Annotated in this window: 25 protein-coding genes; 11 read left to right on the top strand and 14 right to left on the bottom strand. The window is 70.7% G+C overall.

The genetic code is table 11. The features are described from left to right. Positions 1 to 6: 6 nt before the first annotated feature. From ACIQNU_RS29385 to ACIQNU_RS29420, 8 genes are read right to left on the bottom strand one after another with little or no spacing between them, the layout of a single operon-like run. A complete protein-coding gene (locus ACIQNU_RS29385; RefSeq protein WP_401372185.1) occupies positions 7 to 2001 on the bottom strand; it encodes an NADH-quinone oxidoreductase subunit L in 1995 nt (664 codons plus the stop codon). Beyond that, the gene (gene nuoK, locus ACIQNU_RS29390; RefSeq protein ID WP_401372187.1) at positions 1998 to 2405 is read right to left on the bottom strand and encodes an NADH-quinone oxidoreductase subunit NuoK; all 408 of its coding nucleotides are present in this window, start codon (positions 2403 to 2405) and stop codon (positions 1998 to 2000) included. Before nuoK ends, ACIQNU_RS29385 begins: the two co-directional genes overlap by 4 nt. Then, positions 2405 to 2983, bottom strand: a complete 579-nt coding sequence (locus ACIQNU_RS29395) for an NADH-quinone oxidoreductase subunit J (protein WP_401372189.1) — start codon at positions 2981 to 2983, stop codon at positions 2405 to 2407. Before ACIQNU_RS29395 ends, nuoK begins: the two co-directional genes overlap by 1 nt. After that, positions 2980 to 3648 carry a NuoI/complex I 23 kDa subunit family protein gene (locus tag ACIQNU_RS29400; RefSeq protein WP_401372191.1) on the bottom strand — a complete coding sequence of 223 codons (669 nt, stop codon included), beginning with the start codon at positions 3646 to 3648 and terminating at the stop codon, positions 2980 to 2982. The genes ACIQNU_RS29395 and ACIQNU_RS29400 overlap by 4 nt, the downstream gene beginning before the upstream one ends. A gap of 2 nt (positions 3649 to 3650) precedes the next feature. Next, complete coding sequence (locus ACIQNU_RS29405) at positions 3651 to 4619, bottom strand: NADH-quinone oxidoreductase subunit H (protein ID WP_401372193.1); 969 nt, start codon at positions 4617 to 4619, stop codon at positions 3651 to 3653. Further along, positions 4616 to 5581, bottom strand: a complete 966-nt coding sequence (locus ACIQNU_RS29410; RefSeq protein ID WP_401372195.1) for an NADH-quinone oxidoreductase subunit C — start codon at positions 5579 to 5581, stop codon at positions 4616 to 4618. Before ACIQNU_RS29410 ends, ACIQNU_RS29405 begins: the two co-directional genes overlap by 4 nt. Beyond that, the gene (locus ACIQNU_RS29415; RefSeq protein WP_401372197.1) at positions 5578 to 6252 is read right to left on the bottom strand and encodes an NADH-quinone oxidoreductase subunit B; all 675 of its coding nucleotides are present in this window, start codon (positions 6250 to 6252) and stop codon (positions 5578 to 5580) included. The genes ACIQNU_RS29410 and ACIQNU_RS29415 overlap by 4 nt, the downstream gene beginning before the upstream one ends. Beyond that, positions 6243 to 6638 (bottom strand): NADH-quinone oxidoreductase subunit A, encoded by a 396-nt coding sequence (locus ACIQNU_RS29420; RefSeq protein WP_401372199.1) that lies wholly within the window; start codon positions 6636 to 6638, stop codon positions 6243 to 6245. Before ACIQNU_RS29420 ends, ACIQNU_RS29415 begins: the two co-directional genes overlap by 10 nt. Before the next feature lie 404 nt (positions 6639 to 7042). Between ACIQNU_RS29420 and ACIQNU_RS29425 the strand changes: the two genes are divergently transcribed. The 5 genes from ACIQNU_RS29425 to ACIQNU_RS29445 all read left to right on the top strand — a co-directional run bounded on the left by ACIQNU_RS29425 (position 7043) and on the right by ACIQNU_RS29445 (position 14143). After that, on the top strand, positions 7043 to 8299 hold the full coding sequence (locus ACIQNU_RS29425; protein WP_401372201.1) for a sensor histidine kinase: 1257 nt from the start codon (positions 7043 to 7045) through the stop codon (positions 8297 to 8299). Positions 8300 to 8528: 229 nt separating this feature from the next. Then, positions 8529 to 9884, top strand: coding sequence for a sensor histidine kinase (locus ACIQNU_RS29430; protein ID WP_401372203.1), 1356 nt, complete (start codon positions 8529 to 8531; stop codon positions 9882 to 9884). 293 nt (positions 9885 to 10177) lie between these two features. Further along, positions 10178 to 10837 carry a LuxR C-terminal-related transcriptional regulator gene (locus ACIQNU_RS29435; RefSeq protein ID WP_389879995.1) on the top strand — a complete coding sequence of 220 codons (660 nt, stop codon included), beginning with the start codon at positions 10178 to 10180 and terminating at the stop codon, positions 10835 to 10837. 248 nt (positions 10838 to 11085) lie between these two features. Then, a complete protein-coding gene (locus ACIQNU_RS29440; protein WP_401372205.1) occupies positions 11086 to 13071 on the top strand; it encodes a 2-oxoacid:acceptor oxidoreductase subunit alpha in 1986 nt (661 codons plus the stop codon). After that, the gene (locus tag ACIQNU_RS29445; protein WP_401372207.1) at positions 13064 to 14143 is read left to right on the top strand and encodes a 2-oxoacid:ferredoxin oxidoreductase subunit beta; all 1080 of its coding nucleotides are present in this window, start codon (positions 13064 to 13066) and stop codon (positions 14141 to 14143) included. The genes ACIQNU_RS29440 and ACIQNU_RS29445 overlap by 8 nt, the downstream gene beginning before the upstream one ends. Positions 14144 to 14294: 151 nt before the next feature. On the opposite strand, the gene ACIQNU_RS29450 is transcribed toward ACIQNU_RS29445, so the two are convergent. After that, on the bottom strand, positions 14295 to 14639 hold the full coding sequence (locus tag ACIQNU_RS29450) for a winged helix-turn-helix transcriptional regulator (RefSeq protein WP_401372429.1): 345 nt from the start codon (positions 14637 to 14639) through the stop codon (positions 14295 to 14297). 207 nt (positions 14640 to 14846) lie between these two features. On the opposite strand from ACIQNU_RS29450, the gene ACIQNU_RS29455 reads away from it, so the two are divergent. Further along, positions 14847 to 15707 (top strand): SDR family oxidoreductase, encoded by an 861-nt coding sequence (locus ACIQNU_RS29455; RefSeq protein ID WP_401372209.1) that lies wholly within the window; start codon positions 14847 to 14849, stop codon positions 15705 to 15707. 127 nt (positions 15708 to 15834) lie between these two features. After that, the gene (gene rarD / locus ACIQNU_RS29460; protein ID WP_401372211.1) at positions 15835 to 16896 is read left to right on the top strand and encodes an EamA family transporter RarD; all 1062 of its coding nucleotides are present in this window, start codon (positions 15835 to 15837) and stop codon (positions 16894 to 16896) included. Here rarD and ACIQNU_RS29465 read toward each other — a convergent pair. The 4 genes from ACIQNU_RS29465 to ACIQNU_RS29480 all read right to left on the bottom strand — a co-directional run bounded on the left by ACIQNU_RS29465 (position 16836) and on the right by ACIQNU_RS29480 (position 22829). Next, the gene (locus ACIQNU_RS29465; RefSeq protein ID WP_401372213.1) at positions 16836 to 18200 is read right to left on the bottom strand and encodes a VWA-like domain-containing protein; all 1365 of its coding nucleotides are present in this window, start codon (positions 18198 to 18200) and stop codon (positions 16836 to 16838) included. The genes rarD and ACIQNU_RS29465 overlap by 61 nt on opposite strands. Beyond that, positions 18197 to 19471, bottom strand: coding sequence for an AAA family ATPase (locus ACIQNU_RS29470; RefSeq protein WP_401372215.1), 1275 nt, complete (start codon positions 19469 to 19471; stop codon positions 18197 to 18199). Before ACIQNU_RS29470 ends, ACIQNU_RS29465 begins: the two co-directional genes overlap by 4 nt. Positions 19472 to 19599: 128 nt before the next feature. Then, positions 19600 to 21195: a hypothetical protein gene (locus ACIQNU_RS29475; RefSeq protein WP_401372217.1), complete on the bottom strand. Its 1596-nt coding sequence runs from the start codon at positions 21193 to 21195 to the stop codon at positions 19600 to 19602. A 122-nt stretch (positions 21196 to 21317) separates the two neighbouring features. After that, entirely contained in the window at positions 21318 to 22829 is a 1512-nt protein-coding gene (locus ACIQNU_RS29480; RefSeq protein WP_401372219.1) for an MFS transporter, read from the bottom strand. Between the two features lie 121 nt (positions 22830 to 22950). Between ACIQNU_RS29480 and ACIQNU_RS29485 the strand changes: the two genes are divergently transcribed. Continuing rightward, positions 22951 to 23457: a winged helix-turn-helix transcriptional regulator gene (locus ACIQNU_RS29485; protein ID WP_401372221.1), complete on the top strand. Its 507-nt coding sequence runs from the start codon at positions 22951 to 22953 to the stop codon at positions 23455 to 23457. Between the two features lie 96 nt (positions 23458 to 23553). On the opposite strand, the gene ACIQNU_RS29490 is transcribed toward ACIQNU_RS29485, so the two are convergent. Beyond that, positions 23554 to 24096, bottom strand: coding sequence for a CGNR zinc finger domain-containing protein (locus ACIQNU_RS29490; RefSeq protein ID WP_401372431.1), 543 nt, complete (start codon positions 24094 to 24096; stop codon positions 23554 to 23556). Between the two features lie 210 nt (positions 24097 to 24306). On the opposite strand from ACIQNU_RS29490, the gene ACIQNU_RS29495 reads away from it, so the two are divergent. The 3 genes from ACIQNU_RS29495 (at position 24307) to ACIQNU_RS29505 (ending at position 26619) form a co-directional block, all read left to right on the top strand. Beyond that, positions 24307 to 24768 carry a VOC family protein gene (locus ACIQNU_RS29495; RefSeq protein WP_401372223.1) on the top strand — a complete coding sequence of 154 codons (462 nt, stop codon included), beginning with the start codon at positions 24307 to 24309 and terminating at the stop codon, positions 24766 to 24768. Between the two features lie 156 nt (positions 24769 to 24924). After that, positions 24925 to 25899: a M28 family metallopeptidase gene (locus ACIQNU_RS29500; RefSeq protein WP_401372225.1), complete on the top strand. Its 975-nt coding sequence runs from the start codon at positions 24925 to 24927 to the stop codon at positions 25897 to 25899. A 129-nt stretch (positions 25900 to 26028) separates the two neighbouring features. Then, the gene (locus tag ACIQNU_RS29505) at positions 26029 to 26619 is read left to right on the top strand and encodes a flavodoxin family protein (RefSeq protein ID WP_401372432.1); all 591 of its coding nucleotides are present in this window, start codon (positions 26029 to 26031) and stop codon (positions 26617 to 26619) included. Positions 26620 to 26632: the final 13 nt, after the last annotated feature.

Raw genomic sequence — 26632 nt, forward strand, 5'->3', positions numbered from 1 at the left:
TGCTGCTCACGCTCCGGCGGTGGCGACGAGGACGGCGGCGACCGCGAGGACGACGGTTCCGGCGAGCAGCGCGCTCAGATAGGTCTGGACGTTGCCGGTCTGCGCGCGACGCACGACGGTGCCGAGCCAGCGGGGCAGGGCGCCCGCGCCGCGCACATAGGTGTCGACGACCTCGCGGTCGAGGAAGCGGACCAGTTCGGCCGCCGCCTGGACGGGGCGTACGAAGAGCGCGCCGTAGACCGCGTCCAGGTGGAATCCGGCGGCGGCGTGGCGGTGCAGTGGCCCGAGCAGCAGCCGTCCGGGGTCGGCCGGGTCGGGGGCGGACGCCACATCACCGTAGGCGGGTGTGTGGGTGGCGATGGCCTCGGCCTCGACCAGTCCGGCGTTCGCCTCGGGGTGGGCGGCAAGGGCGCCCATCGGGTAGCGCTCGGTGAGGGCCGTGGTGTGCCGCCAGGCGCCGTAGGTGACCAGACCACCGACGAGTGCGACACCCGTACCGAGAACGGAGGTGGTGAGGGTCGGGGTGAGCGCGCGTCCGCCGAACCAGTCGGGCAGCACGCCCACGGTCAGCCCGAAGGCCAGGGACGGGACGGCCAGCACCCACAGGACCGCGTTCATCGCGACCGGCTGTTTTCCATGGTCCGGAGCTTCTGCTCCCCGGCCGCGGAAGGTGAGCAGCCACAGCCGGGTCGCGTAGGCGGCGGTGAGCAGGGCCGCCACGAGGCCCGACACGAGGACGATCCAGCCCGCCGCGCCGGGAATGCCGGACGCGTGCCCGGTGGCGGCGTGTTCGGCGGCGCCGAGCACGGCCTCCTTCGAGAAGAAGCCGCTGAAGGGCGGGATCGCGGCGAGCGCGAGGAGCGCCACGGTCATCGTCCAGAACGCGTCGGGGACACGGGCGCGAAGGTCCTTCATCCGGGACATCGCGGCCAGCGAGTTGGTGCCGGCGGCGTGGATGATCACGCCCGCCGCGAGGAACAGCAGCGCCTTGAAGGCGCCGTGCGACAGGAGGTGGAAGACGGCGGCACCGCGGTCACCGACGGCGAGGGCACCGGTCATGTAGCCGAGCTGGCCGATCGTCGAGTACGCGAGGACGCGTTTGATGTCGTCCTGCGCGAGCGCGGCCAGCGCCGAACCGGCCATGGTGACGGCCGCCATGACGGCGAGCACGAGCAGCGCCGCGGCGGACGCGGCGAAGACAGGGAGGAGACGCGCGACGAAGTAGACACCGGCGGCGACCATCGTCGCGGCGTGGATCAGCGCGGAGACCGGAGTGGGACCGGCCATCGCGTCGGGCAGCCAGGTGTGCAGCGGGAACTGCGCCGACTTGCCCGCGACGCCCGCGAGGAGCAGCAGCGCGATCAGCGTGGGGTGGTCGACCGCGCCCGCCGCGACCGCGCCGAGGACCCGGGTGATACGGAACGACCCGGCGTCCACGCCGAGCGCGAACAGACCGATCAGGAAGGGGACATCGCCGAGCTTGGTGACCAGGAACGCCTTCAGGGACGCCGCGCGGGCCTCCGGGGTCTCCCAGTAGTGGCCGACGAGGAAGTACGAGCAGATGCCCATGATCTCCCAGCCGACCAGCAGCACGATCAGATCGCCCGAGTAGACGACCAGGAGCATGGCGGAGGTGAACAGGGACACCAGCGCGGCGTACGAGGCGTAGCGCGGGTCGTCGCGGAGGTAGGCCGTGGAGTAGATCTGCACACAGGAGGCGACCACGCCGACGAGAACGGCGACGAGAACGGCGAAGCCGTCGAGGTACAGGGCGAGTTCGATCGGGACCGAACCGGTGGGTGTCAGTTCGGTGGCCGCGTCGATGGCCCGGCCGCCGCCCTGCCGCGTGGCCACGAGCACGGCCAGGACCAGCGACAGCAGGGTCGGCAGCACTGCGAGGGGGCGTACGAAGCCGGGGGCCGTCCGGCCGACGAGCAGCCCGGCGGCGGCGCCCAGGAACGGCAGGAGGGGGACGAGTACGGCGAGGGTCGTGGTGGTCACGCGGCGGCCTCAGTCCTGTCTGCCGTGGCGGGGGCGGCCGGGCGCGGGGTTCCGTCGGGGTGCCCCGGACCCTCGGGGTCCGTGTCGGGCTCGGCGGTGTCGCGGAGCTTGTCGATGTCGGACGTGCCCCGGTTGCGGTACACCGCGAGGACGATCGCGAGACCGATGCCGATCTCGGCGGCGGCGATGGCGATCGTGAACAGGGTGAGGGCCTGGCCGGAGTGCAAGGTGTCGCGGGCGGCCTTGCTGAGCCAGACGTCGAAGGCGACGAGATTGAGGTTGACGGCGTTGAGCATCAGCTCGACGGACATCAGAACGAGGATCGCGTTCCGGCGGGCGAGGACCCCGTACAGGCCGGTGCAGAAGAGGAGGACGGAGAGCACGGCGGGATAGGCGAGATGCATCAGCGCTGCCGCTCCTTGTCGCTCGGTTCCGGGGCGCTCGGGGTGGCGTTCTTGCGGGAGAGGACGATCGCGCCGACGAGTGCGGCGAGAAGGAGTACGGAGAGCGCCTCGAAGGGGAGCACCCAGTTCTGGAAGAGAGCCTCGCCGGTGACCTTGGTGGAGCCCTCGGCGGGCCCGTCCAGGTCGACCCAGGTGGTACGGAAGGCGTCCACGACGACCCAGACCAGGGCGGCGGCCGAGGCGACGGCCACGGCGAGCGCGGCCCAGCGGTTGCCCGAATCGGCGTCCGGGGAGCGGCCGATGGGCGCCTTGGTGAGCATCAGCCCGAAGAGAAGGAGGACCACTACGGAACCGACGTAGATGAGGACCTGCACCCAGGCGATGAACTCGGCAGTGAGCAGGAGGTATTCGACGGCGATTCCGCCGAGTGCGACGACGAGCCATAGTGCGGCGTGCACCAGTTGTCTGGTCGTGACGGTGACGATCGCCGCGCCGAAGGTGACGATGCCGACGAGAACAAAGGCGATCTCGACTCCGGTCGGGGAGAGGAAGCCGTGGCCGGCGGCTGCGAGGGTCACGGGGTTCCCTCCGGTCCGGGGGTTTCGGGGGAGACGTTGTCCTGAGGGCCCGATTCCTGAGCCGCCGATTCCGGGGCTGCCGCTTCCTGAGAGGCGGCTGCCTGGGAGGCGGCTTCCTGGGCTGCCGCCAGTTTGTCGGCGGTCTTGCGGGCGGCGGCGAACTCCTTGGGCTCCTCGGCGCCGGGGTCCAGGGCGGGCGGCGCGGGCACCGTCCACATCCACTCGCGGAGCTTGTCGCGCTCATGCGTGAGTTCGCGGATGTCGGTCTCGGCGTACTCGAACTCCGGGGACCAGAACAGCGCGTCGAAGGGGCAGACCTCGATGCAGATACCGCAGTACATGCAGAGGGAGAAGTCGATGGCGAAGCGGTCGAGGACGTTGCGGCTGCGCTCGCGGCCACCGGGGGCGGCGGCCGGGACGGTCTCCTTGTGCGAGTCGATGTAGATGCACCAGTCCGGGCACTCGCGGGCACAGAGCATGCAGACCGTGCAGTTCTCCTCGAACAGACCGATGACACCCCGGGAGCGGGGCGGGAGATCGGGCTGGACATCGGGGTACTGCGCGGTGACCGTCTTCTTCGTCATCGTGCGCAGGGTGACGGCGAGGCCCTTGGCGAGACCGGCGCCGGGGAAGGTCCGCCGGGTGGGCGGGGACGGCTCGGCCATGGTTACTGGATCACCACCTTGACGACGCCGGTGAGGGCGATCTGGGCGAGGGCGAGAGGGACGAGGAGGGTCCAGGCGAGTTTCTGGAGTTGGTCCTCGCGCAGCCTCGGGTAGCTGACGCGCAGCCAGATGACGACGAAGGCGAGCAGCGCCGTCTTGAGCAGCGTCCACATCCAGCCGAGGCCGTCACCACCGAAGGGGCCGTGCCAGCCGCCCAGGAAGAGGACGGTGGTCAGGCCGCACAGGACGACGATTCCGGCGTACTCCGCGAGGAGGAAGAGGGCGAAGCGCAGGCCGGTGTACTCGGTGTACGCGCCGAAGATGATCTCGGAGTCGGCCACCGGCATGTCGAAGGGCGGGCGTTGCAACTCGGCGAGACCGGCGACGAAAAAGACAAGCGCCCCGACGATCTGCCAGGGAACCCACCACCACGCGAAGGCGTTGAGAATACCGGGGAGCGAAACCGTGCCGGCGGCCATCGCGACGGAGGCGGCGGTGAGCAGCATCGGCAGTTCATAGGCGAGAAGTTGGGCGGCGGTACGGAGACCGCCCAGAAGGGAGAACTTGTTGGCGGACGCCCATCCGGCCATGAGCGAACCGAGGACACCTACGCCCATGACCGCGAGCACGAAGAAGATACCCGCGTCCACGACCTCGCCGACGGCACCCTCGTGGGGCCCGATGGGGATGGCGACGAGCACGAGGAGGTAGGGCAACAGCGCGACGGCGGGCGCCAGTTGGAAGACACGGCGGTCCGCGTCGGCCGGTACGACGTCTTCCTTCTGCGCGAACTTCACACCGTCGGCGACGAGTTGGGCCCAGCCGTGGAAACCGCCCGCGTACATCGGGCCGAGGCGGCCCTGCATATGCGCCATCACCTTGTGTTCCGTCTGGCCGATGACCAGCGGGAGGACGAGGAAGACGGCGAAGACGACGAGGAGTCGCAGGGCGACGTCGAGCACGTCGTTCACTGCGGGCCTCCGGTGGGGTTGTCGGGGTCGGTGGGGGCGCTGGGGTTGTCGGGGGGTGCGGTGCCGGGGTCCGGCTTGGAACCCTGGTCCGGCGCGGGATCCTGGTCCGGTGCGGGATTCTCGTCCGGTGTGCGCTGCGGTTCCGGTGCCTCGAAGGCCGGGCGGGCGTGGTGCCACGGGGCGTCGGGGCCGGTGGAGCCCGTATCCGTACCGGCGGGGCTCGTGTCCGTACCAGAAACGGCACCCGTACCGCTGGTGGCACCCGTGCCGCTGGTGGTGCCGGAAGTCGGGGGCTGTGTCTGGCTGGCTGAGCCGCTTGAGGCTGAGCGGGTGCGGCGGGGCGGGCGGTCTCCTGCTGCGCGGGCGGTGCCTCGGGCCGGGCGGGAGGGTGCCGGGGGGAGCTGGCCCTTGAGCGGGCCCCATTCGTTGGGGTCGGGTACGCCGGGGGGCAGCATCTGGCGGCGCTTCGGGCCGCCGTGGTCCGACTCCCCCGGCTCCTTCGCGCCGGGCCATGCCTTGGCCACGCGCGCGGCGAGGACGAAGTCCTTGCGCAGGGGGTGACCTTCGAAGCCCTCGGGGAGGAGCAGCGAGTCGAGTCCGGGGTGGCCGTCGAAGTCGACGCCGAACATCTCGTGGGTCTCGCGTTCGTGCCAGGCGGCGCCCGCGTAGACGCCGACGGCGGAGGGGAGGACGGGGGCGTCGTACGGGACGGTGGTTCGTACGAGCAGTCGGCGTACCGGTGCGAGCGCGACCACGTGGGCGGCGACACGGAAGCCGGTGCCGGGTTCGTCCACGGCGCTCAGCCAGTCGAAATATGTGCAGCCCAGCGTGGAACGGGCGGTCTCCAGGGCGGCGATCCAGGAGGCGGCGGGTACGTCGACGGTGAGGAGGTCGTACGACTCGTCGGCGGTCGCTTCGGGGCCGAAGAGTTCCTCGACGGGGGCCGTCAGCCAGCCGGTCACCGGTCTTCCTCCCTCGCGGAACTGGCGGTACCGGCCTCACCTACGGCGGGCGGGCGGACCAGGTCGCTCTGGAGCGCCGCCGCCGATGGGCGTCCGGCGACGGCTCCGTACCGCTCGCCCAGCGACTCGCGGGCGATCTTCTCCTGGAGTTTGAGGATGCCCTGGAGCAGCGCTTCGGGCCGGGGCGGGCAGCCCGGGACGTAGACGTCGACGGGGATGATCTGGTCGACGCCCTTGGTGACGGAGTACGAGTCCCAGTAGGGGCCACCGCAGTTGGAGCAGGCGCCGAAGGAGATGACGTATTTGGGCTCGGGCATCTGCTCGTAGAGCCGCTTCACGGCGGGGGCCATCTTGTCGGTGACCGTGCCGGAGACCACCATCAGGTCGGCCTGGCGGGGTCCCGGTGCGAAGGGGATGACGCCGAGGCGGATGAAGTCGTGCCGGGCCATGGACGCGGCGATGAACTCGATGGCGCAGCAGGCGAGTCCGAAGTTGAAGACCCAGAGGCTGTAGCGACGCCCCCAGTTGAGGATCACCTTCATGGGCTCGGGGGCGAGCCGGGAGAGCGCGCCGAGCCGCTTCGGCTCGGGCAGGAACACGGGCGGGGCGACCGCGCCGGGCTCGTCGGGTGGTGCTGCGTCCTCGGCGGACGCGGGCCGGGTCACGTCCATGCGAGGACGCCCTTCTTGTACGCGTACAGCAGTCCCACGGCGAGGAAGCCGAGGAAGATGAACATCTCCACGAGTGTGGTGGCCCCGTAGCCGTCGGCGGCGAAGATCGTGGCCCAGGGGAAGAGGAAGATCGAGTCGACGGCGAAGATCACGTACAGGAACGCGTAGACGTAGTACCGCACCTGGGTGTGCGCCCAGCCTTCGCCGACGGGGTCGACGCCGCACTCGTACGTGAGGAGTTTCTCGGGGGTGGGCACGACGGGCCGCAGCAGCCGTCCGGCGCCGAAGGCGACGGCGACGAAGAGCACGCCGACCAGGGCGAGCAGTCCTACGACGGAGTACGACTGGAAGTAGCCCTCCGCGAGCACGGTGGTCGGTTCCCGCACGTCCGCACCTCGCTCTCTGGCCCCATGGACCTCGTGGAACTCGTGGGCCTCATGGGCCTCGTGTCGGGTGGTGCGCCTGTCGTGCACCGTGTTCGACGATCTGTACGCACGGGAGTCTAGGGCCTGTTAAAGAGAGGGTAAGCAGCCCGTCACAGGAAGGGACAGCCGGGGACGGGACGGGATCGGAGATGCCCCCGGGGACGGACCGGGACGAGACCTCTGCGAGACCTCTGCGCGACGTCGGCGGGACGTCGGCGGGACGTCGGCGAGACCTCGACGGAACCTGGCCAGGTCCTGAAACGGGCCTGGGTGGCGCCAGGTCCCGGGCAGGGTGGGGTTATCCACAGTGCGGCTGTGCGGTCCACCTCATGGCGCCGGGCTTCCGGGCCAGGCACGCTGTCGATATGACCGCACGAATCATCACCACGACCGCCGACGGTGGCGGCGACACCCGGCGGAGCGGGTCCGGCGCCGCCGGCTCGTCCGCCGGTGCGACCGGCCAGGACCGGCTGCCTCCCGTGCGCTTCGCACTGGGCGGGCAGACCTGGCGGGAGATCGCCCATCTCCTGACCAATCTCCCGCTGGGCCTGGTCGGCTTCGTGTACGTGGTGACGGCACTGTTCACCAGCGTCGGACTCTCCGTGACGGTGATCGGCCTTCCCCTGCTCGCCCTGGCGCTGCTGGGGGCCCGGCAGCTCGGCAAGGCGGAGCGGGCGCGGGCGCGGGCCCTGCTGAAGGTGCGGGTGGATGAGCCGAGCCCGCTGCCGCTGAGCGAGCAGGGCTTTCTCGGCCGGGTGTGGGCGGGCCTGAAGGACCCGGTCGGCTGGCGGACGGTGCTGTACGAGTTCATCCGCCTGCCCTGGGGCATAGCCACCTTCGCGATCACTCTGACCTCGTTGTTCGTGCTGTGGCCGGTGCTGCCGTTCATCGCGCGTGGTCTCACGAATGTGGACCGCGTCATGGTCCGGGCCCTGCTGTCCCCGTCGGACGAGCTGGAGCGGCGGATCGCGGAGCTGGAGTCGGACCGGGGCATCGTGGTCGACACGGCCAATGCGGACCTGCGCCGGATCGAGCGGGATCTGCACGACGGGGCGCAGGCCCGGCTGGTCAACCTCGCGATGGGTCTCGGGCTGGCGAAGGAGAAGTTGCTGGAGGACCCGGACGCGGCGGCCTCGATGGTCGAGGAGGCGCACGGCGAGGTGAAGCTCGCCCTCCAGGAGCTGCGGGACCTGGCCCGGGGCATCCACCCGGCGGTCCTCACGGACCGGGGTCTGGACGCGGCGCTGTCCTCGGTGTCGTCGCGGTGCACGGTGCCGGTGAAGGTGACGGCGGACCTGGACATACGCCCGGCGGCGGCGATCGAGGGCATCGCGTACTTCACGGTCTCGGAGCTGTTGCAGAACGTGTCGAAGCACAGCGGTGCGCGGTCGGCGGCCGTCGACGTGTGGCGAGCGGACGACCGGCTGCTCATACAGGTGTGGGACGACGGCAAGGGCGGGGCGAGCCTCGACGGGGGTACGGGGATGGCGGGGCTGGCAGACCGGCTCGGCGCGGTCGACGGGCTGTTCGTCATCGACTCGCCGGTGGGCGGCCCGACGACGGTGACGGCGGAGCTGCCCTGGCGGGACCGCGCGACGGAACCCGCCGGGCGGGAGAAGTAGCCGCCTCGGCCGGCGAGAGCGGGCCTGGAGGCCACTCGGCGGCTGGAAGGTAGGGAAAACCCCCGGTCCAAGAGGCCGACCTGCCGCATGGTCCGGCGCCCGTGCCCCGAGCACTCTTGAGGTACGTCGGCACACGCCGAGTCACCACACCGGAACACCGAGCACCAGCACCAGGCACCGGAACACCGAGACGTCTAGTGACGCGATACGAAGAGGACGGACGAGAGCGATGGCCACGGAGTACGGACAGGGGTACGGACAGCCGGGCCGGCCCGGGTTCGACGGGGCGGGGGCCGGGGAGCGGCGGCATCTGCTGCCGGCGGGGCTGCGCGCGCCGATCGAGGGGCGGGTCTGGCGGGAGTTCGGCTATGTGCTGCTGAGCCTGCCGATCACGATCGCGGCGTTCACGTTCGCCGTGACGATGGTGTCGCTGGGCGCGGGCTTGCTCGTCACGTTCCTCGGTATCCCGGTGCTGGCGGCGGCGCTCGCGGGGGCCCGGGGTTTCGGGGCTCTGGAGCGGTTGCGGGCGCGGGCGCTGCTGGGTGTGGAGCTGGCCGACCCGGTGCCGCTGCAGGTGAAGAAGAACGGGGTGATGGCGTGGATGGGCGCCCTGTTCAAGAGCGGCACCTCGTGGCGGAATCTGCTGTTCATGGTGCTGCACTTCCCGTGGGCGGTGTTCACGTTCTCGGTGGCGGTGACGTTCTGGACGACCGGCTGGGCGTTGCTGACGTATCCGCTGTGGCAGTGGACATTCCCGATGTACGCGGGGCAGGGGGGCATCCAGCTGTACGGGGACCAGAATCACTCGGTGTATCTGGACAACCCGTTCGAGATCACGGTGACGGCGATGCTCGGGTTGCTGGTGACGCTGGCGACGCCGTGGATCATCCGGGCGCTGACGACGGTGGACCGGTTGATGGTGCACGGTCTGCTCGGGCCGTCGCGGCTGGCCACGCGGGTGGTGGAGCTGGAGTCGGACCGGGGCGTCGTGGTGGACACGGCGGCGGCCGATCTGCGCCGGATCGAGCGGGATCTGCACGACGGGGCGCAGGCACGGCTGGTCAGCCTCGCGATGGATCTCGGGCTTGCGAAGGAGAAGCTGACGGAGGACCCGGAGGCGGCGGCGCGGATGGTGGACGAGGCGCACGGTGAGGTGAAGACGGCGTTGCAGGAGCTGCGGGATCTGGCGCGGGGTATTCATCCGGCCGTTCTCACGGACCGGGGTCTGGACGCGGCGCTGTCCTCGGTGGCGTCCCGGTGCACCGTGCCGGTGCAGGTGGAGGTGGATCTGCCGGCCCGTCCGGCGCCCGCGATAGAGGGGATCGCCTACTTCACGGTGTCGGAGCTGCTGCAGAACATCAGCAAGCACTCGCGGGCGACGCGGGCCACGGTGGATGTGTGGCGGGTGGAGAACCGGCTGATGCTCCAGGTCACGGACAACGGGCTGGGCGGCGCCGATGTCTCTCAGGGCTCCGGTCTCGCGGGGCTCGCGGAGCGGCTCGACGCGGTCGACGGCATCCTCGTGGTCGACTCGCCCCCGGCGGGCCCGACGCGGGTCACGGCGGAGCTGCCCTGGCGGGGCTGAGGGCCCTCGGGCCACGGCGGCCCAGGCTGCCGCCCGGCCGGTCGACCCGGACGGCCGGGTGCCCCGGGACCCAGGACCCGTGGATCCGGAACCCACCCGTTCCCCGTTCCCCGTAGCCGACCCAGGACCGGCATACCCCCGTACCCCTCCGAGCGGTACCCCCTGCCCACCCCTTGCCCCCTCCCCACCCCGGCCATTTGCGGGGTCGTACCCCCACCTCTTCCGGATGCTGGGATGCTGGGGTTGTTGGATGGGCGGGTCAAGGCGGGGGGCCGAGGGTTGTGGAGGACAGGGTGCGTGTGGTCATTGCCGAGGATTCGGTGCTGCTCAGGGAGGGCCTGACCCGGTTGCTGACCGATCGCGGGCACGAGGTCGTGGCGGGGGTCGGGGACGCGGTGGCGTTGATCAAGACGATCACCGAGCTGGCCGCGCAGGACGCGTTGCCGGATGTCGTGGTCGCCGATGTGCGGATGCCGCCGACGCATACGGACGAGGGCGTGCGGGCGGCGGTGCTGTTGCGCAAGCAGCATCCGGGGCTCGGGGTGCTGGTGCTGTCGCAGTACGTCGAGGAGCAGTACGCGACGGAGCTGCTGGCCGGGTCGAGCCGGGGCGTGGGCTATCTGCTGAAGGACCGGGTGGCCGAGGTCAGGGAGTTCGTGGACGCGGTGGTGCGGGTCGCCCGGGGCGGTACGGCGCTGGATCCCGAGGTGGTGGCGCAGTTGCTGGGCCGCAGCCGTAAGCAGGACGTGCTCGCGGGGCTGACGCCCCGGGAGCGGGAGGTGCTGGGGCTGATGGCCGAGGGGCGGACGAACTCGGCGGTGGCCAAGCAGCTCGTGGTGAGTGACGGGGCCGTCGAGAAGCACGTCAGCAACATCTTCCTGAAGCTGGGGCTGTCGCAGAGTGACGGGGATCACCGGCGTGTTCTGGCGGTTCTTACATATCTGAATTCGTAATCACCTGACACCCTGTCAGATATGCGAGGGAATACCGGCACAGAACCACCTGTTGCGCCGGAAGCGTCGTTACGGGAAGACCCGGGGGGCGAGCACATCATGGCAAGTCAGGGCGTCGGGCCGTCTCATATGAGCGTCCATCATACGAACGGCCGAGGGAAGGCGACCCTTACCGACGTAGGGTGGGACAAGGGGAGGCCGGTCGGCCGGCCGTCCCCGAAGAGCCGCCCCGAGGGAGGTCCAGTTCAGTGACCAGCCAGGTCAGTAGCCCAGCAGAGCCGGCCGACGGGACCGTCGTAGGTGAACATGTGGGAGGGCAGCGCCATGCGCCGTCCGACTCACCGGGTGCCAAGGAAGTACGCCGGCTCGACCGGGTCATCATCCGTTTCGCGGGCGACTCGGGTGACGGTATGCAGCTCACGGGTGACCGTTTCACCTCGGAGACGGCGTCCTTCGGCAACGACCTGTCGACGCTGCCGAACTTCCCGGCCGAGATCCGGGCGCCCGCAGGGACGCTGCCGGGTGTCTCGTCGTTCCAGTTGCACTTCGCCGACCACGACATCCTGACGCCGGGTGACGCGCCGAACGTGCTGGTCGCGATGAACCCGGCCGCGCTCAAGGCGAACATCGCGGACGTCCCGCGCGGCGCGGAGATCATCGTGAACACGGACGAGTTCACGAAGCGGGCGATGCAGAAGGTGGGGTACGGGACCTCGCCGCTGGAGGACGGCTCGCTCGACGGGTACAGCGTGCATCCGGTGCCGTTGACGACGCTGACCGTGGAGGCGCTGAAGGAGTTCGACCTCTCGCGCAAGGACGCGGGCCGCAGCAAGAACATGTTCGCGCTGGGGCTGCTTTCGTGGATGTACCACCGGCCGACGGAGGGCACGGAGAAGTTCCTGGCCACCAAGTTCGCGAAGAAGCCGGACATCGCGGCGGCGAACATCGCGGCGTTCCGCGCGGGCTGGAACTTCGGCGAGACGACCGAGGACTTCGCGGTCAGCTATGAGGTGGCGCCGGCGGCGAAGGCGTTCCCGACCGGGACGTACCGCAACATCTCGGGGAATCTGGCCCTGTCGTACGGGCTGGTCGCAGCGGGCCGGCAGGCGGATCTGCCGCTCTACCTGGGCTCGTACCCGATCACCCCGGCCTCCGACATCCTGCACGAGCTGTCGAAGCACAAGAACTTCGGTGTGCGGACGTTCCAGGCGGAGGACGAGATCGCGGGGATCGGGGCGGCGCTGGGTGCGGCGTTCGGCGGCTCGCTCGCGGTGACGACGACCTCGGGCCCCGGGGTCGCGCTCAAGAGCGAGACGATCGGTCTTGCGGTCTCCCTGGAGCTGCCGCTGCTGGTGATCGACATTCAGCGGGGCGGCCCGTCGACCGGGCTGCCGACGAAGACGGAGCAGGCGGATCTGCTCCAGGCGATGTACGGGCGCAACGGCGAGGCGCCGGTGCCGATCGTGGCGCCGTGCACCCCGGCGGACTGTTTCGACGCGGCGCTGGAGGCGGCACGGATCGCGCTGACGTACCGGACTCCGGTGTTCCTGCTGTCGGACGGTTATCTGGCCAACGGTTCGGAGCCGTGGCGGATTCCCGAGGTCGATCAACTTCCGGATCTGCGGGTGCAGTTCGCCCAGGGGCCGAACCACACGCTGGAGGACGGCGCCGAGGTCTTCTGGCCGTACAAGCGGGATCCGCAGACCTTGGCGCGGCCCTGGGCGATTCCGGGGACGCCGGGACTCGAACACCGTATCGGCGGCATCGAGAAGCAGGACGGGTCGGGCAACATCTCGTACGACCCGGCGAACCACGACTTCATGGTCCGCACCCGGCAGGCCAAGATCGACGGCATCGAGGTCCCTGACCTGGTGGTCGACGATCCGGCGGACGAGTCGGACCAATCCGGCGAGTCGGGCGAAGGCGCGAAGCTGCTGGTCCTCGGCTGGGGATCGACGTACGGGCCGATCACGGCGGCGGTACGGCGGCTGCGGAATGCGGGCGAGAAGGTCGCGCAGGCCCATCTGCGCCACCTCAACCCCTTCCCCGGGAACCTCGGGGACGTGCTGCGGCGTTACGAGAAGGTGGTGATCCCCGAGATGAACCTCGGGCAGCTCGCCACGCTGATCCGCGCCAAGTACCTGGTGGACGCCCACTCCTACAACCAGGTCAACGGAATGCCGTTCAAGGCTGAGCAGCTCGCCACCGCTCTCAAGGAGGCCATCGATGGCTGACACCACCACGGAAGGCACAGGGGGCATCGAAGCGCTTTCGCTGGTGCCCAAGGCCGAGGCGAAGCAGTCCATGAAGGACTTCAAGTCGGACCAGGAGGTCCGGTGGTGCCCCGGCTGCGGTGATTACGCGGTGCTCGCCGCCGTCCAGGGCTTCATGCCGGAGCTGGGTCTGGCGAAGGAGAACATCGTCTTCGTCTCCGGCATCGGCTGCTCGTCCCGCTTCCCGTACTACATGAACACGTACGGGATGCACTCGATCCACGGGCGGGCCCCGGCCATCGCGACCGGTCTCGCGTCGTCGCGACGGGACCTGAGTGTGTGGGTGGTCACCGGTGACGGCGACGCGCTGTCGATCGGCGGCAACCACCTCATCCACGCCCTCCGGCGCAACGTCAATCTGAAGATCCTCCTGTTCAACAACCGGATCTACGGCCTGACGAAGGGCCAGTACTCGCCGACGTCCGAGGTCGGGAAGATCACCAAGTCGACGCCGATGGGCTCGCTCGACGCACCCTTCAACCCGGTGTCGCTGGCGATCGGCGCCGAGGCGTCGTTCGTGGCGCGGACGGTCGACTCCGACCGGCAGCACCTGACGAGCGTGCTGCGCCAGGCCGCCGCCCACTCCGGTACGGCGCTGGTGGAGATCTACCAGAACTGCAACATCTTCAACGACGGCGCGTTCGAGGTGCTGAAGGACCGTCAGCAGGCCGAGGAGGCGGTGATCCGCCTGGAGCACGGGCAGCAGATCCGCTTCGGCGTGGACGGTGCGAAGGGTGTCGTACGGGACTCGCTGACCGGCGACCTCAAGGTGGTCGCGGTCACCGAGGAGAACCAGTCGCAGATCCTCGTCCACGACGCGCACAACCCGTCACCGACGAACGCCTTCGCGCTCTCCCGGCTCGCCGACCCGGACACCCTGCACCAGACGCCGATCGGAGTGTTCCGCTCCGTGGACCGGGCGGTCTACGACACGCAGATGGCGGACCAGTTGGACGCGGCGGTGGAGCAGAACGGCAAGGGCGACTTGCAGTCGTTGCTGACCGGTGGGGACACGTGGACGGTGGTCGGGTAGTTCCGTCCGCTCCGTCCGCCCGATCAGGGTTCCGTCGGTTCGGGCGCCCTCGCGGGGCTCCGCCCCGGGCCCCGGTCCTCAAACGCCGGACGGGCTGATTTATTGGGCCGCTGATTGATTGGCCAGGCCAAGGCCCGGTTCTGAGTACTCCTCAGAGCCGGGCCTCGTCGTACTCCTCCCGCGCCCGCTCCACCGCCCCCATCCGCCGCTCCGTCCACAGCGCCAGCGCCCGCACCTGCTCCGCCGCCTCGCGGCCCAGCGGGGTGAGCGAATAGTCGACGCGGGGCGGGATCACCGGCTTGGCGTCGCGGTGGATCATGCCGTCGCGCTCCAGGGTCTGGAGGGTCTGCGTCAGCATCTTCTCGCTGACCCGGGCGGTCCGGCCGATCTCCCGGCGCAGCTCGCTGAAGCGGTACGAGCGTTCCAGCAGGGCGATCAGGACGAGGACGCCCCAGCGGCTGGTCACGTGTTCGAGGACCAGGCGGTACGGGCACATGGCGTCGACGCCTACGGGAACGGCGGGCGATCCCGGGACCACGCGGGCTACGGGGACTGCTCCGTTCGGGGCACTTACTGTCATGTCGGTACCTTACTTTGAAGTGGGTACTTTCGTGAAGTTAGTGCCGGTCCTAGGGTGAGTACCAGAGCCGGTCCAGCAGTGCGGGCCGGACCGTACCGACCCTGTGAACTGGAGTTTTCCCTCATGAGCATCGTCGTCACCGGAGCCACCGGCCATCTCGGCCGTCTTGTCGTCGAAGGGCTGCTGACCGCCCAGGTGCCCGCCGGGCAGATCGCCGTCGTCGTGCGCGACGAGGCGAAGGCCGCCGATTTCGCGGCGCGCGGCGTGGAGGTACGGGTCGCCGACTACAGCGCGCCCGAGACGCTGAAGGGCGCCTTCGCCGCCGGCGACCGGGTGCTGCTGATCTCGGGCAGCGAGGTCGGCCGGCGCGTGGCGCAGCACACCGCCGTGATCGGTGCCGCGCGCGAGGCGGGCGTCGCGCTGCTCGCGTACACCGGGATCCTGGGCGGCCCGGACGCCGACTTCGATCTGGCCGACGAGCACAAGGCCACCGAGCAGGCGGTCCTCGACTCGGGGCTGCCGTATGTGTTCCTGCGCAACGGCTGGTACCACGAGAACTACACCGAGAACCTCGCGCCGGTCCTGGAGCACGGCGCCGTCGTCGGCTCGGCGGGTGACGGCCGGATCGCCTCGGCGTCGCGCGCGGACTACGCCGGTGCGGCGGTCGCCGTGCTGACGGGCGAGGGGCACGAGGGCAAGGCGTACGAGCTGAGCGGCGACACGGCGTGGTCCCTGGACGAGTACGCGGCCGAGATCGCCCGGCAGTCCGGCAAGGACATCGGGTACGCGCGCGTACCCGCCGAGCAGCACCTCGCGATCCTCACCGGCGCCGGGGTGCCAGAGCCGATGGCCGCGATCCTCGTGGACGTCGACGCGGCAATCGAGCGGGGGCGGCTCGCCGGGACCAGCGGCGATCTGTCGCGGCTCATCGGGCGGCCGACGACTCCGGTGAGCGAGGCGATCACGGCGGCGCTGCGGAGCTGACCCCCGGACGCCGGCGCACCCTTCACATGCCCGCTCCCCGTGTCATGACCGTATGACGATACGCATATGACACCGGGACCGACGCGGCGCTACCTTCGTCACGGCATGCAGGCGAAATGCAGGCGGAATGCAGGCGGCATCACGTGGCATTCATGGTGGAGGAGGGTCTGTGGGGTCGTCGAGGGGCGAGCGGCGGACGGGGCTGCTGAACGGCTTCGCCGCGTACGGCATGTGGGGTCTCGTCCCGCTCTTCTGGCCCCTGCTCAAACCCGCGAGCGCCGGTGAGATCCTCGCCCACCGCATGGTCTGGTCGCTGGCCGTCGTCGGCGTCGCGCTCCTCGTGCTGCGGCGCTGGGCCTGGGCCGGAGAGCTGATACGGCAGCCCCGCAAGCTGGCCCTGATCGCGGTCGCGTCGGCCACGATCACCGTCAACTGGGGCGTCTACATCTGGGCCGTCAACGCCGGCCATGTCGTCGAGGCGTCCCTCGGCTACTTCATCAACCCCCTCGTCACCATCGCGATGGGCGTCCTGCTGCTGAAGGAACGGCTGCGGCCCGTGCAGTGGGCGGCGGTCGGCATCGCCTTCCTCGCGGTCGTCGTCCTCACCGTCGGATACGGGCATCCGCCATGGATCTCGCTCTGCCTGGCCTTCTCCTTCGCCACGTACGGACTCGCGAAGAAGAAGGTCAACCTCGGGGGCATCGAATCCCTCGCCGCCGAGACCGCGATCCTGTTCCTGCCCGCGCTCGGGTATGTGCTGTGGCTCGGATTCCAGGGCGAGTCCACCTTCGGGGGTGAGGGCGTGGGGCATGCCGCGCTGCTCGCGGCGACCGGGCTGGTGACCGCGGTGCCGCTGGTCTGTTTCGGGGCGGCGGCGATACGGGTGCCCCTGTCGACGCTGGGGCTGTTGCAGTACCTCGCACCCGTGTTCCAGTTCCTGCTGGGCGTCCTGCACTTCCACGAGGCGATGCCCGCCGAGCGGTGGGCGGGCTTCGCACTGGTGTGGCTGGCGCTCACCCTGCTGACGTGGAGCGCGATACGGACCGCGCGGCTGGCGCGGGAGGAGGTACGGGCGGCCGGCACGACGGCCGCCACCGGGACCCTCGGAGCCGCCGAATCCGGTCCCGGTCAGCCCCCCGCCCCGATCTCCACCACGCGCGCCCACTCCGGCGGCGCATCCGGCACGTAGTAAGGGTCGTCCTCGTCCCATGAGGTGTCCGTCCGCGGCCGGGGAAAGAGCCCCACCACCGTCCGGCACGGCGGCGGCGCGCTCGGCCAGGGGGTCTGTCCATCGGTCAGGACGACGATGACATCGGGCCGGACCGGCGCCCGCAGCGCCCTGGCGAAACCCGTGCGCAGATCCGTACCGCCCCCGCCCAGCAGCGGAATCCCCTCGGCGCGGCACAGCGGGTGCGCGATCCGGGCCGCCGCGTCGCACGGCAGTACGGTGACCAGGTCGCGCCGGCCGCCCACGGCACGGGCGATCGCGGCGACCTCGTGGAGCGCGCTGCCCAGTTCGGCGTCGCTGACGGAGCCCGAGGTGTCGATGACCACACAGACCCGGGGCGGCCGTCGCCGCAGGCTCGGCAGGACGGCGCCGCGCACGGCGGCCGAGCGCCGGGCCGGGCGGCCGTACGTGTAGTCCTCGCCCGCGCCGGGCCCCGAGGCCGCCGAGCGGACCGCCGCCCCCAGCAACTCCCGCCACGGCAGCGGCGGATGGAACGCCTCCTCGGCCCACCGCCGCCACCCCTTCGACACCCTCCCGGGCCGCCCGGTGATGCCCTGCGCCACCCGGAACCGGACCGCGTCCCGTTCCTGCGCGCTGAGGCCGTACGCGCCGTCCGGACCCAGCTCCCACTCCCGTTCCAGACCGTCGGCACCGCTGCCGCAGTCCAGCCAGGCGAAGTCCTGGGTACGCGGCCCGAGCCGGAACTGCCGCAGATAGTCCTCCATCAACTCGCCCTCGGGGAGCGCGAGAAGCGCCGGGGTGACGACGCCTTCGGGCCGGGTCAGACCGTCGCCGAACACGTCGTCGTTGATCTCGCAGTCGGCGGCGATGTTCATCCGGAGCCGTTCGCCGGTGGCGGTGCCGGTGCCATTGCCGGCGCCATTGTCGGCGCCGGTGCCGGTGCCGGTGCCGGTCAGGCCGTGCGTACGGGCGTACCGGTCGCTGCGTCCGTGGTGGTCGCGGAGCAGGTGGGACACCTCGTGCACCCAGACCCCGGCCAGCTCCTCCTCCGGGGTGCGGTCCACGAAGGCGGGTGAGACATAGCAGCGCCAGTACCGGTCGACGGCCATCGTCGGCACGTATCGGGACTCGACCACGTGCAGGGCGAACAGGGCCGTGGCCAGGTAGGGGCGGGCGCGGACGGCGTGCAGTCGGGCGGCGAAGAGTTTGTCGCCGTCGAGGTCGAGGGGGCTCGGAGTTTCCGGGGCTTCCGGGGTTCCCGGAGTTCCCGGAGTTCCCGGAGTTCCCGGTGCGCCGGAGGTCATCGGCCCGCCCTCGCGCCGACCCCGCCCCGCCCCGCCGCCCGATCCCCCGCCCTGTCCCCCATCCGATCCCCCACCCGATCCGCCCGCCGCGACAGCGACACCACCCCGGCAAGCCGTTCGATCGACGCCGGAACATCCCAGTCCGCCCGCCGCAGCGACGCCAGCGTCGTCGCCGGGACGACCACCAGGTCCGGGGCGCCGGTCTCCAGCGCCCGTACCAGCAGCGCCCACGCCGCGTCCCAACGCGACCTGTCCGGACGCTCACGCACCGCCGCCACCACCCCGTCGAGCACGGCCTGCCGCAGATCCCCCCGCTCGGGCAGCTCGGCACCCGCCGGATCGGCGAGCAGCGCCTCCGGGTCCGGGAGGTCCATCCGGTCGAGCGAGGCCAGCAACTCCAGCCCGGGACCGTCCCCCACCGCACCCCTGACCAGCAAGGACAGCACGTCCCGCGAGGAACCGGCCGCCGTCGCGAAGGCGATCAGGGACAGCGTCATCTCCCAACTGCGCGGCGAGGGCCAGGCGCCACCGCGGCGGGTCTCACCGCTGGGCAGCCGGTGCACGAGGGTGGGGCGGGCAGCGAGCAGCCCGCACACCGCGCGGCGCGCGAAGTCCACCGCCTCCGGCAGCCGCTCGGGGTCGAGCCGGGGCAGGGTCGCCCGGGGCCAGGTCCCGCCGAGTCCGCGTACGACGACCTCGTGGTCGTGGGTCCACTGCAGATGGACGAAACGGTTGGCCAGCGGCGGGCTCAGCTCCCAGCCGTCGGCCGCCGACGACCGCGGATTCGCGGCGGCCACGATCCGCACGCCCGGCGGCAGCCGCAACGCGCCGATCCGACGCTCCAGTACGAGACGGAGGAGCGCCGCCTGGACCGCCGGTGGCGCGGTCGACAGTTCGTCCAGGAACAGCAGCCCCCGGCCGGCCCGTACCAGCCGGACCGCCCAGTCCGGCGGGGCCATCGGAACACCTTGTTCCGCCGGGTCGTCCCCGATGACGGGCAGCCCCGAGAAGTCGGACGGTTCGTGGACGCTGGCGATGACGGTGGTGAGCGGCAGTTCGAGGGAGGCGGCGAGCTGGGTCAGGGCCGCGGTCTTGCCGATCCCCGGCTCACCCCACAGCAGGACGGGCAGATCGGCGGCGACGGCCAGGGTCAGGGCCTCCAACTGGATGTCAGGGCGGGGTTCCGTGGTGGTGTCCCGCAGGAGGGACAACAGGGCACCGGCTGTGTCGAGTTGGGGTGCGGGGCTGAGGGGCGGGGTGGCTATGGGCATGTTTGATCACCTTTGGGTTTGTGAGAAGCGATGAGGGATGCGGCGAGGGACGCGGTTCCCAGGTGCGGAGGTGCGGAGGTGCGGAGGTGCGGAGGTGCGGAGGTGCGGAGGAAGGTGCGAAAGAAGGATCAGAAGTGGGTGGCGAGGCGCGGGTGCTCGCGACGGTCGAGGGGGCGGCCGGGGAGACGGTCCGGCGGGCGGTGACGATCCGGGTGGGCGCGTACGACGCCGCCACCGAGCAGGGATACGGGTCGGGGTACGGGTCCGCGTACGGGCCCGGGTCCAGGTCCGGCCAGCCCCGCCCTGAACAGCCCGTACGCGATCCGCCCGGCCGCGGCCCGCTCCAGTTCGTCCCGCAGCGCGCCGTCGCGCAGCACGGCCCCGGGCCCGAGAAGGCCCTCCACGACGGCGAGCGCGCCGGCGATGTCGCCGTGGTGCAGGCGTTCGCGTACGCCGGCGATGCAGTCCGGCTGACGGTGTGCCCGGTCGATCGCGTGGAGGCAGGGCAGCGGGGTGCCGCCCAGCTCGGCCAGCAGCTCCTCCCGGCGGATCTCTGCCGGATCGTGGTCCAGCGGAGCCAGTACGCCGCCGACCAGACCGATCCGGTGCGCGGCTCCCCGGCACTCCACGACGTGCGCCTGTCCTGCCGGGTCGGCAGCAGGAGACGGACGGGACGGATGGGACGGACCGTGACCGGATGGCGTGTGACCTGGTACCAGCGCCGAGGCGACCAGCGGGTGCAGCCGGCCAGGGTCGATCGCACCGGCGCGGAGCAGGTCCAGGTCGGGAAGCGCCCAGGTCGCCGCGTCGGGCAGGACGGGGAAGGGTCCGAGACCGTCACTGTCCGGGATCAGGCCACGGTCCAGGTCCAGGTGCAGGCGGTGCCGGGTGCCGAGGCGCACGGTGACGGTACGGGGATTGGTACGGGTCTCGGTAACGGTTTCGGTACGGGGATCAGTACGGGCATCGGTGCCGGTACCCATGCCGAGTCGCCCCTCGGCCCGGAGCAGGATCACCGCCTCCGCCGCCCACCGGTCGACGGCACACTGGTACCCCTCGGGCACCGCCGCCAACAGCTCCTGATTCAGCGAGGGTCGGCCTTCACCGACCGCCCGATCGCCCGCCCCGCACCGGACCCTCAGCTCATCGGCCCGGCGTACGTCCCAGAGATGTCGGTGCAGGTCGAGTCGGAACCGCCGGTTCGGGTGAGGGTGCGGGTGCGGAGAGCGATGGGCGGCGTGCGCCCCGGACCCGGACCGATGGGACCCGTCCCACAGCGCCAGGCTCATCCGCTGACCGGCAGCCGCCCAGGCAGGCGGAGTCCGCACCACCAGATACACCGCCCGCGCACCACCCCGCCCCGAATCTTCGTACCGAGCCAGCGCGACCGTGAGCCCCGGTCGCAGCAACCCGTACGGAGCGACCCTCGGCATGTGCCAACGCAGCAGGTCAGGGGCCAGATGGCGGAGATCGGCGCGGAGTCGGGCCGCGAACTCCGTGCCATGGGTGCGGGCCAGGGCCCGCAGTGAGAGATCCACGTCGATGCCCGCGGCGGCACACGCCCCCGCCCAGTCCCCGGCACGGCGGCGCGCGGTCGCGGTCTCGATCATGGACGACGGCACGGCGAACTCGCGCACGCGCAGCCAGTAGGAAAGGCGGGATTCCCCCGGGAATGCCCCAGGGGAATCCTCGCGGGACTCCTCGTTCGCGGTCGAAGTGAGCATCAGCACTCACCTTGCGCGGACGGGACCCCCAATCCGAGAGTGGAGTAAGTCGTCATCGCGGCGAGAGTAACCGGCCCCCGCTCCGGTCGGCCAACGATTTATCCGCCAAGGACTATTGAGCGCTACTGGTGTGAGCCCACGGTCGACCCGCTCGTCCCGGTCGCCCCACTCGTCCCGGTCGCCCCGCTCGTCCCGGTCGCCCCGGCGGACGGCGCCACATACACCCCGCCCCGCTTCCCCCGGCCCCGACTCCCCCAAACCCCCACCCCCGACAGCACCAGCCCCACCGCCACCATCACCACCGGCACCACCAGGGCCGCACGGAACGCCGTCAGAGCCGCCTCCGCCCCCGTGTCCGTGCCCGTGCCCGTTCCGCCATCGGGCCCGGCCAGACCATAAACGGCCGTCACCGCCGAGATGCCGATCGCCGAGCCGAACTGGGTCGCGGTGTGCAACAGCCCGCTCGCCAGCCCCTGTTCGTGCGCGGCCACGCCGTCGGTCGCCGCGATCGTGAGCGGCCCGTACGCCAGTGCGAAGGCCACTCCGGCGAGGATCAGGGTCGGGAACATCGCCGCGTACGTCCAGTCCATGCCGACCGGCAGGAAGAGCGCGTACGCCACCACCGCCAGGACGAAACCGCCGACGATCACGCGGGCGTTGCCGAAACGCTCGACGAGTTTCGGTGTGAGCGTGGGCGCGAGGACCGCGTCGCAACCCATGGCCACCAGGGCGACGGCCGTCTGGAGCGACGACCAGCCGCGCAGCTCCTGGAGGTACAGCGTCACCACGAACTGGAATCCGAAGAACGCCCCCACGAACAGCAGCGCCCCCAGATCGGCCCGTACCACCGAACCCATACGGAAGATGCCCAGGCGGACGAGTGGGGCGGCGCTGCGGCGTTCGATCACGACGAACGTGCCGACGAGCAGCAGCCCAGCCAGCACCGCACCCGCCGTCAACGGCCAGCCAACAAACCCGTGTTCGAGCCGCACGATCCCGTACGCGGTCAGCAGCATCGCGCCTGCGGCGGTGATCGCGCCCAGCGCGTCGAAGCCGCCCTTCGCGCGCGGGGGCGCCGGCTGCGCCGGGATCAGCCGGACGGCCGCGATCAGCAGCGCGGCGGCGAGCAGGACCGGCGCGAAGAAGACCCAGCGCCAGCCGAGTTGGGTGAGCAGGCCGCCGATGACCAGGCCCAGCGAGAAGCCGCCGGCCCCGGTGCCCGCGAAGATGAGGAGCGCCTTGTTCCGCCGGGGGCCCTCCTCGTACGAAGTGGTGATCAGCGACAGCGCGGCCGGTGTCATGAACGCGGCCGAGACACCCGTGACGAAGCGCGCCACGATCAGCGTCCAGCCGTCCGTGGCGAAGCCGCCGAGACCCGAGAAGAGCAGGAAGATCGTCAGCCAGAGCAGGAACATCCGGCGGCGGCCGAGCAGATCGGCCGCGCGTCCGCCGAGCAGGGTGAAACCGGCGTACCCGAGGACGTACGCGCTCATCACCCAGGCCGCCGTGTCGGTCGCCAGGCCCAGATCGGCCCTGATCGACGGGATCGCGACGGCGAGCATCGCGACGTCGATGCCCTCCAGGAAGATCGTCCCGCAGAGGACGAGCAGCAGTGCCCAGGCGCGTGCGCCCATGGTGGCTCCCGAGGGGTGTGGTGGTGAAAGGGATACGGGGGTGCGGGGATGGTTGTGGTTACGGGAATGACGGTCGGTTCCCTCTTGTAACCATGGGAAGCCTGCGGCACCATCGGCAGGTATGGAAGAAGGCACTTCGAAGTCACCCGGTTACCTGGAAGGCACCGTGGGTTCTGTGGGCACGGTGGACGCTCCGAGCACGGCGCCGGGGGCGGCGGGCCTGGCGGATTGCGACGCCGAATCCTTCGCCGATCCCTTCCAATGGGACGCCCGCGAGGACTGCGAGGTACGGCAGATCCTCGACCGGGTCGCCGACAAGTGGTCCCTGCTCGTGATCGCACTGCTCGAACGGCGGAAGCTGCGGTTCACAGAGCTGCGCCGGGAGATCGACGGCGTCAGCCAGCGCATGCTGACCGTCACACTCCGCCAACTGGAACGCGACGGCCTGGTCCTGCGCACCGTGTACCCCGTGGTACCCCCGCGCGTCGAGTACGAACTCACGGCGCTGGGCTGCACCTTGCACGACACGATCCAGGCGCTGGTGACCTGGACGGAGGAGCACCAGAACGAGATCGCGGCGGCACGGGCGGCCTACGACGAGCGGACGGCGTCCGAGAAGGCGCCCTAGGGCCTCTCGTTTGGATCAGGCCGGGAGTCACCCACCGAGGTCTCCGTCTTCACTTACGGAACCTTCGCTTACGGAACCTTCGCCGGCGGAACCGGCTCAGTCGGCCTGGTCGGCCTGGTTGGCCCGATGGGCACGCTGGGCCCGGTGGCTGCGCACCTTGTGCAAGTTCCCGCAGTGCTCCATCGCGCACCACCGGCGCCGCCCGGGGCGCGAGGTGTCGACGAACAGCAACTGGCAGTTGTCGGAACCGCATTCGCGGATGCGATCGGCGTACGGCCCGGTCAGCAGATCGACCGCGTCGCGCGCCACGGTCGCCAGCAGCTGCCGCCCGGTACCGCCGGGGGCCCACGCGCGCCCGCCCTCCGGTGTGATGCGGGCGGCCAGGGGAGCGCCGGCCGCCGCAGCGTTGACGACGGCCAGGTGTACGGGGTCGAGGGGGCGACCGTGGGCCCGGTCGGACGCGATCGAGTGGAGGGCGTCCCGGAGGTTCCGCAGCGCGGCCACATCGTCGTCCGTGAGCGTCAGTTCGAGCCCGGGGGCCAGTCGGCTCTGTTCGACCCAGCGCGCGAGGTCGGCCGGCGCGAACAGCACCTCGAAGCGCGCGAGGGCTCCGGGCCCACCGGTCACGAGCAGTTCCATGCAGAGGGCGCCGGGGTCGAAGCGGTAGGGACGGCCGGTACGGGAACGCAAGGTCAGACCGGGTTCCGGCTCCGCCCCGCCCCCCGCCTCACCCTTCGCCCTCCCCTTCACCCTGCCCATCGCCTCGCTCCCCGCCGGGTCCGCCGCCGCACGCCCCGTCGCCGCCTGTTCCCTTGCCGCCTCCGCCATGAAACCACTATAACTAGTTACATGACTCGTACGCAGCCCCTGCACTGGAAAGTCGTCGTCGACGCCACCGACCCGCACCACCAGGCGTCCTTCTGGGCCGAAACGCTGGGTTACACGCTGGAGGACCACAGCGCCCTCATCGCACACCTGCTCGACCTCGGCGTGATCACGGACGCCGACACGATCGAGTACGAGGGCCGCCGCGCCTGGCGTGGGGCCGCGGCCGTACGGCACCCCGACGACCCGTACGCCGAGGACAGCGGTACGGGACTGGGCCGCCGCATCCTCTTCAACCGCGTCGCGGAGCCGAAGACCGGCAAGAACCGGCTGCATCTGGACGTCCACACGGGCGCCGGCGAGCGCGCGGCGGAGGTCGCCAGGCTCACCGCGCTGGGCGCGTCCGTACTGCGCGAGGTCAAGGAACCGGGCGGCGAGTGGGTGGTCATGACAGATCCCGAGCGGAATGAGTTCTGCGTGCACTAGACAGGACCCAGGACCGGCGACACGCGCACCACGTCGACTCGGGGCCGCGATGCCCGATAGTCGAACACCCGTGTCCAAATAGCGCTCTTGACGGAATTTAAGATTCCGCTGACCATCGGGCACCACATTCCCCCCACGGAATCCGGAGCCCCCCACATGAAGCTCTCCGCTCCCGGGCGCCTCTCGACGGCTGCCGTCGTCGCGGGCGTCACGGTCGTCACGACGCTGCTCGCCACCGGTCCCATGGCCGGCGCAGCGCCCGCCCGGTCATCGGTCACGGCGCCCCTCCCTGCGGCGGCGCCCGACATACCGGTGGCCAATGTCCAGGCCCACCTCTCCCAACTCCAGTCCATAGCCACCGCCAACGGTGGCAACCGCGCGCACGGCCGCACCGGTTACCAGGCCTCCCTCAACTATGTGAAGGGCAAGCTGGACGCTGCCGGATTCACCACCTCCACCCAGCAGTTCACCTCGGGCGGCCGGACCGGCTACAACCTGATCGCCGACTGGCCGGGCGGCGACCCCAACCAGATCGTGATGGCCGGCTCGCACCTCGACAGCGTCACGTCCGGCGCCGGCATCAACGACAACGGCTCCGGCTCCTCCGCCGTCCTGGAGACCGCGCTCGCCGTCTCCCGCGCCCAACTCCAGCCGACGAAGCATCTGCGGTTCGCCTGGTGGGGCGCCGAAGAGTTGGGCCTGGTCGGCTCCCGCACCTACGTCAACAGCCTCTCGACCGCCAACCGGGCCAAGATCAGCGGGTATCTGAACTTCGACATGATCGGCTCCCCCAACCCGGGCTACTTCGTCTACGACGACGACCCCACCATCGAGAAGGTCTTCAAGGACTACTTCGCCGGGATCAACGTCTCCACCGAGATAGAGACCGAGGGCGACGGGCGCTCCGACCACGCCCCGTTCAAGAACGCGGGCATCCCCGTCGGCGGCCTGTTCAGCGGCGCCGACTACATCAAGACCTCCGCACAGGCCGCCAAGTGGGGCGGCACCGCCGGTCAGCCCTTCGACCGCTGCTACCACTCCTCCTGCGACACCACGGCGAACATCTCCGCCACGGCCCTCGACCGCAACAGCGACGCCCTCGCGCACGCGGTGTGGACCCTGTCGTCATAGCGGCGGCGGCCATGGTCGGGCAGCGGCCCTGACACAAGTACTTGCGTGTGCATATACTGCATGCGCAAGTACTTGCTGGCGCAGGTACCTGTTGCCGTACGCCTGACCGCCGAGTCCGAGGAGACCCCCATGGGCCGCCGCTTCCTGTTCCTGCTGGGCAGCAGCCGGAACGAAAGCAACACCGAGATGCTCGCCCGCAAGGCCGCCGAGCAGTTGTCCCCCGACGTCGAACAGCGCTGGATCCGGCTCACCGACCACCCGCTGCCCGAGTTCCAGGACCTGCGGCACGACAACGACCACATCCGCCCCGCCGACGGCAACGCCGCGCTGCTCCTCGACGCCACCCTCGACGCCACGGACATCGTCATCGCCTCACCCGTGTACTGGTACACCCTGTCCACGGCCACCAAGCACTACCTCGACCACTGGTCCGGCTGGCTGCGCACCCCCGGCATCGACTTCAAGGCCACCCTCGCCGGACGCACCCTGTGGGGCGTCTCCGTCCTGGCGGACGAGGAGAAGGTCCTCGCGGGCCCACTCATCGACACGCTCAACCACAGCGCCGCCTATATGGACATGCGCTTCGGCGGGGTCCTGGTCGGCAGCGGCAGCAAGCCCGGTGACGTACTCCACGACACCGAGGCGCTCACCGACGCCAAGACCTTCTTCTCCCAGGACGCACCGCTCGCCCGCTTCCCGTACGCGACGGCCACTGCGTGACCCTGGCCACTCC

The organism is Streptomyces sp. NPDC091292, from assembly GCF_044757265.1.
Taxonomy (GTDB): domain Bacteria; phylum Actinomycetota; class Actinomycetes; order Streptomycetales; family Streptomycetaceae; genus Streptomyces.